The sequence below is a fragment of the Xanthomonas sp. SHU 308 genome (assembly GCF_000364645.1).
GTDB lineage: Bacteria > Pseudomonadota > Gammaproteobacteria > Xanthomonadales > Xanthomonadaceae > Xanthomonas_A > Xanthomonas_A sontii.
This window is the reverse complement of record NZ_AQOK01000034.1, coordinates 1-7,019: the sequence shown is the minus strand read 5'-3', so window position 1 is coordinate 7,019 and position 7,019 is coordinate 1. Positions and strand designations below refer to the sequence as shown.

General features: G+C 69.9%; 7 protein-coding genes. 2 read left to right on the top strand and 5 right to left on the bottom strand.

Annotation, left to right across the window (positions count from 1 at the left end; translation table 11 throughout):
* From D588_RS23775 to pilG, 5 genes are all read right to left on the bottom strand, one after another.
* Nucleotides 1–1,324: Hpt domain-containing protein (locus tag D588_RS23775; protein ID WP_043083057.1), on the bottom strand; the 1,324-nt coding region annotated here is incomplete at its 3' end.
* Between the two features lie 111 nt (nt 1,325–1,435).
* Nucleotides 1,436–3,472, bottom strand: a complete 2,037-nt coding sequence (locus tag D588_RS0101825; RefSeq protein ID WP_017910265.1) for a methyl-accepting chemotaxis protein — start codon at nt 3,470–3,472, stop codon at nt 1,436–1,438.
* Between the two features lie 40 nt (nt 3,473–3,512).
* Complete coding sequence (locus tag D588_RS0101820) at nt 3,513–4,043, bottom strand: chemotaxis protein CheW (protein ID WP_017914762.1); 531 nt, start codon at nt 4,041–4,043, stop codon at nt 3,513–3,515.
* A gap of 1 nt (nt 4,044) precedes the next feature.
* Complete coding sequence (locus D588_RS0101815) at nt 4,045–4,407, bottom strand: response regulator (protein WP_026143267.1); 363 nt, start codon at nt 4,405–4,407, stop codon at nt 4,045–4,047.
* 17 nt (nt 4,408–4,424) lie between these two features.
* Nucleotides 4,425–4,826 (bottom strand): twitching motility response regulator PilG, encoded by a 402-nt coding sequence (gene pilG, locus D588_RS0101810; protein WP_003472648.1) that lies wholly within the window; start codon nt 4,824–4,826, stop codon nt 4,425–4,427.
* A gap of 242 nt (nt 4,827–5,068) precedes the next feature.
* Between pilG and gshB the strand changes: the two genes are divergently transcribed.
* Together gshB and D588_RS0101800 are read left to right on the top strand one after the other, a co-directional pair.
* Nucleotides 5,069–6,019 carry a glutathione synthase gene (gshB, locus tag D588_RS0101805; protein ID WP_017910262.1) on the top strand — a complete coding sequence of 317 codons (951 nt, stop codon included), beginning with the start codon at nt 5,069–5,071 and terminating at the stop codon, nt 6,017–6,019.
* Nucleotides 6,016–6,897 carry an energy transducer TonB gene (locus tag D588_RS0101800; protein ID WP_017910261.1) on the top strand — a complete coding sequence of 294 codons (882 nt, stop codon included), beginning with the start codon at nt 6,016–6,018 and terminating at the stop codon, nt 6,895–6,897. Before gshB ends, D588_RS0101800 begins: the two co-directional genes overlap by 4 nt.
* Nucleotides 6,898–7,019 lie beyond the last annotated feature (122 nt).

The following is a 7,019-nucleotide window of genomic DNA, read 5'->3' as shown; positions in this document are numbered from 1 at the left end:
TGGCCACCGGCGGCAGCGGCGCAACCGATTCGGCCGCCTCGCTCGCGCTCGGCAACACGCCCGGCGCGGCCGGCGCGGTGTCGGGCAGCGGCCAGTAGCGCAGCGCTTCCAGGCTGCTGCGGGTGATGTCGAGGATCTCCTCGCGCCCGGGGCGGCGCTCGCGCAGCGCTTCCAGGTAGTACTCGAGGCTGGCCATCGCGTCGGCCAGGGTGTCGAGCTGGCGGCCGCTGGGCACGCGGCGCTTGCCGATCAGCTCGGTGCCGACGTAGCGGCGCACGCCTTCCAGGTAATCGGCCGGCTGCGGCAGTTCCAGCATGCGCAGGGCACCGGCGACCTCAGCGAGCAGGCGCGGCACCTCGTCCAGGCGCGCATGGTCCCAGTTGGTCTCGATGAAGGCGACGAAGTGCTCGCGGGCGCTGCCGAAATTGGCGATGGCCTCGTGCGCCAGCACTTCCACCGTGCGCCGCGCCTCGGCGGCACTGGCGTCGTCGTGCACGTCGCCGCCGGCGCCGAGATAGGCGACCTGGTCGTCGAGCGAGGCGTCCACGTACAGCAGCGCACCGGCGATATCCAGCAGCAGGCCTTCGTCGGCCGCGCGGGCGCCATCGACGATGCTGCGCAGCGCGTCGCGCTGCTGCACCACCACGCTGCGCGCCACGCCCAGGCCCATCACGCCCAGGGTATCGGCAACGCTGCCCAGCTCGTCGACCTGGGTCTGCAGCGCGGCGACGTCGCCGTCGGTGCGCAGATGCAGGTCCAGCGCGTCCTTGACCCGCAGCAGTTCTTCCTTGATCGCGGTGCCGACGGTGTCGAGCAGTTCGCGGTTGCGCCCGGCGAGGCTACCGCGCGCATGGTCCAGTTCGGCCTCGGTGGCGGCGGCCGCGTCAGGCGCCAGCGCGAACAGCGCGCCCTCGCTAAGGCCGGCTTCGCCGCGCGCGGCGCGGATCTCGTTGAGCAAGGGCAGCAGCACGATCGGAATGTCGCGGTGGCCATCCTGCAGGCGTTCCAGGTAGTCCGGCAGCAGCACGGTGCCGCGCATCAGCGTGGCGCAGGCCTCGTCGCGGTCGACCGCCTGGCCGTTCTGCACCGCGATCGCCAGCAGTTCCAGTTCCTCGGCGACCATCGCCGGCGCGTACAGCTCGACCATGCGCAAGGTGCCCTGCACCTGGTGCAGGTAGCCGGCGCAAAAACGCATGCGGCCAGTGTCGGCCGGTTCCTCGACGAAGGCCTCGATCTCGCCGCGGACCTGGCGCAGGGTCTCGTCCAGTTCCGGCTTGACCCAGCCCAGCGCGGCATGGCTCATCGCATCGCGCAGCGCGCTCATCGCCGCGTCTCCGCGGCCGGGCACGCGCCGTGCCGCGCGAGCGCGGCGACGGGATGCGGGAGTTGTTCACGGTACGTCATGTGCGCTTCCTTCCACCCGGTTCCGGCCCACTTACGCCGGCAGCTTGAAGTCGGCGACCGAGCGCCGCAGGTCCGCCGCCAGTTGCGCCAGGCGGCCGATCGATTCGGCGGTCTGTCCCGCGCCTTGCGAGGTCTGTCCGGTGATCTGCCGGATCACGTCCATCGTCTGGGTGATGTCGATCGCCGCCGCCGACTGCTGGTGCGCGGCGATGGAGATGTTCTTGATGAGGGTGTTGAGCGCATTGGACACGCGTTCGATCTCGGTCAGCGCGGTGCCCGCGTCCTCGGCCAGGCGCGCGCCGGACACTACTTCGGAGGTGGTCTGCTCCATCGAGCTGACCGCTTCGTTGGTATCGGCCTGAATGGTCTGCACCAGGCCTTCGATGCGGCGGGTGGCGCCGGAGGTGCGTTCGGCCAGGCGCTGCACTTCGTCGGCGACCAGCGCGAAACCGCGGCCGGCCTCGCCGGCCGAGGCGGCCTGCACCGCGGCGTTGAGCGCCAGGATGTTGGTCTGCTCGGAAATGTCGTTGATCAGTTCCACGATCGAGCCGATCTCCTGGGTCGACTCGCCCAGGCGCTTGATGCGCTTGGAGGTCTCCTGGATCTGGTCGCGGATCTGGTCCATGCCCTGGATGGTCTCGCGGACCACGCCGGCGCCTTCGGCCGCGATCACCACCGAGCGCTGCGCCACTTCCGCCGACTCGGTGGAGTTGCGCGAGACCTGCTCGATGCTGGCGGCGATTTCGTTGATGCGCACGGAAGCCGAGCCGATCTGCTCGGCCTGGTGCCCCGCCGCCTCGGCCAGCTGGCGCGCGGTGGCCTGGGTTTCCTCGGTGGACACGGCGACCTTGGCCGAGGTGTCGTTGATGGTGGTCACCAGGTGGCGCAGTTCGTCGACGGCGTAGTTGATCGCGTCGGCGATGGCGCCGGTCATGTCCTCGGTGACCGAGGCCTTGACGGTCAGGTCGCCTTCGCCGAGCGAGCTGATTTCGTCGAGCAGGCGCATGATCGCCTGCTGGTTGCGGCTGTTGTATTCCACCTGGGTCTGCAGGCGGATTTCCTGCTCGCGGCTGCGGCTGCGCACCGTGGTCCAGACGAAGCCGACGATCGACAGCAGCGCCAGCAGGCCGGAGATCACGCCCAGCCAGAAATTCGGGAACAGGCGGGTGTCGCGGGTCGAGCCGAACGCGGAGAACGCGTCGAACAGCTTCTTGCTGTCCTCCAGCATCTTGCCCGAGCCGGCGGTCAGCGCCGCGGCGGCAGACTGCGCGGCGAACAGGCTGCGCGAGCTGGCCTGCAGCGCGTCCAGGTCCTTCTTCATTTCCGCCCACTGCGCCTGCGACTGCTCCAGCGCGGCCAATGCGGCGGCGTTGCGCACCGGGGCGATGCCCAGTTCCTCGTTGCCGTTGCGCAGGCCCTCGAGCATCTGCCCGAACACCACCGCGTCGCGCGCCAGCGCGTCGCCTGCACTGGCCGCGCCGCGGCCGCCGGCGCGCATTTCGGTGACGCGGCGGGCCATGGTGCCGGCCACCACCACCTGCTGCAGCGTGTTGTAGATCTGCGCGGCGGGCGCGCCGCCGACCGTCATCGCGCGCACCACCTCGTTCAACTGCGCCTGCAGCTGCGGTACGCCGCCGACGAAGCGGTCGGCGTTGCCGGCCAGCGCCAGCACCGCCGGTTCGCTGTCCACCACCTGCTGCGCGTTCTTGGCCAGCGGCGCCCAGGTGCCGTTGAGGGTCTGCAGCGGCGCGGACACGCCGGCTTCGTTGGCGTAGCGTGCGTTGAGCTCGGCGACGGTGCTCTCCACCTTCGCCTTGGTCTGCTTGAACTGCTTGAAGGTCTCGGCGTTGCCGGACACTGCGTCGCGGGCCTGGTTGGCCAGCTGTTGCGACAGCACCTGCAGGTCGGCCGCGCCGGTGCTGGCGCCGGCCAGGCGATTGCCCTGCCAGGTGGCCACGCCGGTGTTGGCGCCGAACACGACCAGCGACAACGCCAGCAGGCCCAGCCAGAAACTCGTGCCCACGCTGCCGAGCTTGCTGGCCTTGCGGGCGTCCGGAGCAGTACTCATGATGCGACCTCGGTCTTCGATGCGGAGGCAGCGCGCGCGCTCAGGCGGCGGCTTGCCGGAATTCGGGAGTGCGCGACAGCAGCGACAGCGAGAACACGCCCCAGTCCTGGGCGTCGCCGCGGAAGGCGCGGTCGATGAAGTGCGCGTAGCGGCCCTGGGCCAGATCGCCCGGCTCCACCGCCTGCGTCTCGGTGAAACTGCGCTGGCCGAACAGCTCGTCGATGGTCAGGGCCACGTCGCCGCCGCTCTGGCGCATGATCAGCACGCGCTGGCCTTCCTGCAGCGCGGTGCGCTCGCCTTCCAGGAACTGCTTCAGGTCGACCACCGGGAACAGGTTGCCGCGCAGGTTGCCCACGCCCAGCAGCCACGGCTGCGCGCCCGGCACCGGGGTGACCGGCGGCATGCGCACGATCTCCACCACTTCGCGGAAATCCGAGACCAGGTGGCGCTTGCCGACGCGGTAGCCGACCCCGCGCCAGACGTCGTCGTCGAAGGCGCGTTCGGGCATCTGCACGGCGTGCGCCAGGCTGCGCCGCTCGTAGGCCTCGAGGATGTCGAAGGGCGAGCGCATGTCAGCCCACCAGTTGATTGATGCGGGCGATCAGCTCGTCTTCCCGCGGCGGCTTGACGATGTAGTCGGTGGCGCCCTGGCGCATGCCCCAGACCTTGTCGGTCTCCATGCTCTTGGTGCTGATGATCAGCACCGGGATGTGCCGGGTGGCCTCGTCGCGCGACAGCGCGCGGGTGGCCTGGAAGCCGCTCATGCCCGGCAGCACCACGTCCATCAGCACCAGGTTCGGCGCCTGCTCGCGTACCAGCTTGATCCCGTCCTCCGCGTTGTCGGTGGACAGGACCTGGTGCCCGGCTTTTTCCAGCCATTGCGTGAACACCGCCCGGTCGGTCGGTGAGTCCTCGATCAACAAGATACGGGCCATGCTGCCTTTCCCCCTGGTCAGGCGTTGACGTATGTACGGATCGCGCCCAGCAGCTCTTCGCGTGTAAAGGGTTTGGTGAGGTACTGCTCGGACCCGACGATGCGCCCGCGCGCCTTGTCGAACAGGCCGTCCTTGGAAGACAGCATGATCACCGGCGTGGCCTTGAACAGCTGGTTGCCCTTGATCAGCGCGCAGGTCTGATAACCGTCCAGCCGCGGCATCATGATGTCCACGAAGATGATCTGCGGCTGCTGGTCGGCGATCTTGGCCAGCGCCTCGAAGCCGTCGGTCGCCGTCACCACTTCGCACCCTTCGCGCTTCAGCAACGTTTCGGCAGTACGACGGATCGTTTTCGAATCGTCGATCACCATGACCCGCAAGCCTGCGAGTTCCCCACCCGCAGTCGTGTTTTCACTCATCACTTGCCCCCAAGCGCGCGACGCTTCATCGGATCCGGCTTCGCTGCGAAACGCCATGTATCCCAAGACCCGCTGCGACTGTCAAGGCCGCCGCTGCCGGTCTGCGTTGAACCACGTAACAGCACAAACTATGTCACAGTTTGGCGGATAACGTGCGACACCGCGCAGCCGCGCCCGACACCCGATGCGCGGCGCCCCCGCCGACCCGCTACCATCTTCCGCTCAGTCTCTCAGGTGCCCCCATGCCGTTCGATGTCATCGTGGTGATGGACCCCATCGCCAGCATCAAGATCGCCAAAGACACGACCTTCGCGATGCTGCTGGAAGCGCAGCGCCGCGGGCATCGCCTGCACTACGTGCGCCCCGGCGGGCTGACCCTGCGCGATGGCTGCGCAACCGCCCAGGCCGCGCCGCTGCGGGTGCGCGACGACAAGGCCGGCTGGTTCGAGCTGGACGCGTTCGCCGAACTGACCTTCGGTCCCGGCCAGGTCGTGCTGATGCGCAAGGATCCGCCGTTCGATGCGGAGTTCCTGTACGACACCCACGTGCTCAGCGTGGCCCAGCGCGCCGGCGCGCAGGTGGTCAACGACCCGCAGGGCCTGCGCGACTTCAACGAGAAGCTGGCCGCCCTGCTGTTCCCGCAATGCTGTCCGCCGACGCTGGTCAGCCGCGACGCCGCCACGCTCAAGGCCTTCGTGCTGGAGCACGGCCAGGCCGTGCTGAAGCCGCTGGACGGCATGGGCGGGCGGTCGATCTTCCGCAGCGGCACCGGCGACCCCAACCTCAACGTGATCCTGGAGACGCTGACCGACGGCGGCCGCAAGCTGGCTCTGGCGCAGCGCTTCATCCCGGACATCAGCGCCGGCGACAAGCGCATCCTGCTGGTCGACGGCGTGGCGGTGGACTACTGCCTGGCGCGGATTCCGCAGGGCGACGAGTTCCGCGGCAACCTGGCCGCCGGCGGCCGCGGCGAAGGCCGCCCGCTGAGCGAGCGCGACCGCTGGATCGCCGCCCAGGTCGGCCCGGAAATGAAGCGGCGCGGCATGCGCTTCGTCGGCCTGGACGTGATCGGCGACTACCTCACCGAGGTCAACGTGACCAGCCCCACCTGCGTGCGCGAGCTGGACGCGCAGTTCGGGCTCAACATCGCCGGGCTGCTGTTCGACGCCATCGAGGCCTACCCGGCGCGATGAGCGCGGCCGCCGCGACGCCCGCGCCGCGCATCGGCGAGCGCGAACGGCTCAGCGCCACCCTGGTGCTGTCGCTGATCGTGCACGGGCTGCTGATCCTGGGCGTGGGCTTCGCGATCGACGACGACGCACCGCTGGTGCCGACGCTGGACGTGATCTTCAGCCAGACCAGCACGCCGCTGACGCCGAAACAGGCCGACTTCCTGGCCCAGGCCAACCAGCAGGGCGGCGGCGACCACGACACGCCGCAACGTCCGCGCGACAGCCAGCCCGGCGTGGTGCCACAACGCCAGGACGGGTTGGCGCCGCAGGCGTTGCGTGCGCAGACCGCGGCCGCGGCACCGGAACCGACCCCGCGCGTGGTCAGCAGCGCGCGCGGCGAGCAGCCGCTGCCGGTGGCGCAGACCCAGCCGCGTACCGACGACCCGCAACGGCCGGTGGACGCGCAGCGCGAACAGCGCGATGCCGAGATGGCACGGCTGGCCGCCGAGGTGCACCTGCGCTCGGAGCAATACGCCAAGCGCCCCAACCGCAAGTTCGTCTCCGCCAGCACCCGCGAATACGCCTACGCCAACTATCTGCGCGCCTGGGTCGACCGCGCCGAGCGCGTCGGCAACCTCAACTATCCCGACGAAGCGCGGCGGCGCCGGCTCGGCGGCCAGGTAGTGATCAGCGTCGGCGTGCGCCGCGACGGCAGCCTGGAGAGCAGCCGCATCCTGCGCTCCAGCGGCGTGCCGATGCTCGACGCCGCCGCACTGCGGATCGTGCAACTGGCGCAGCCGTTCCCCCCACTGCCGCGCACCGACGACAACGTCGACATCCTGCAGGTGACCCGCACCTGGGTGTTCCTGCCCGGCGGCAGCCTGGTCGACGACCGCTGAGCGGCACGCAGATCGCCCCTCTCCCCCCCGGGAGAGGGGTTGGGGTGAGGGTACGGCGCGCAGCGACTCGCGAAGGTCGGGCGCACGAGGCTTCGCCCGTACCCTCATCCGCCCCTTCGGGG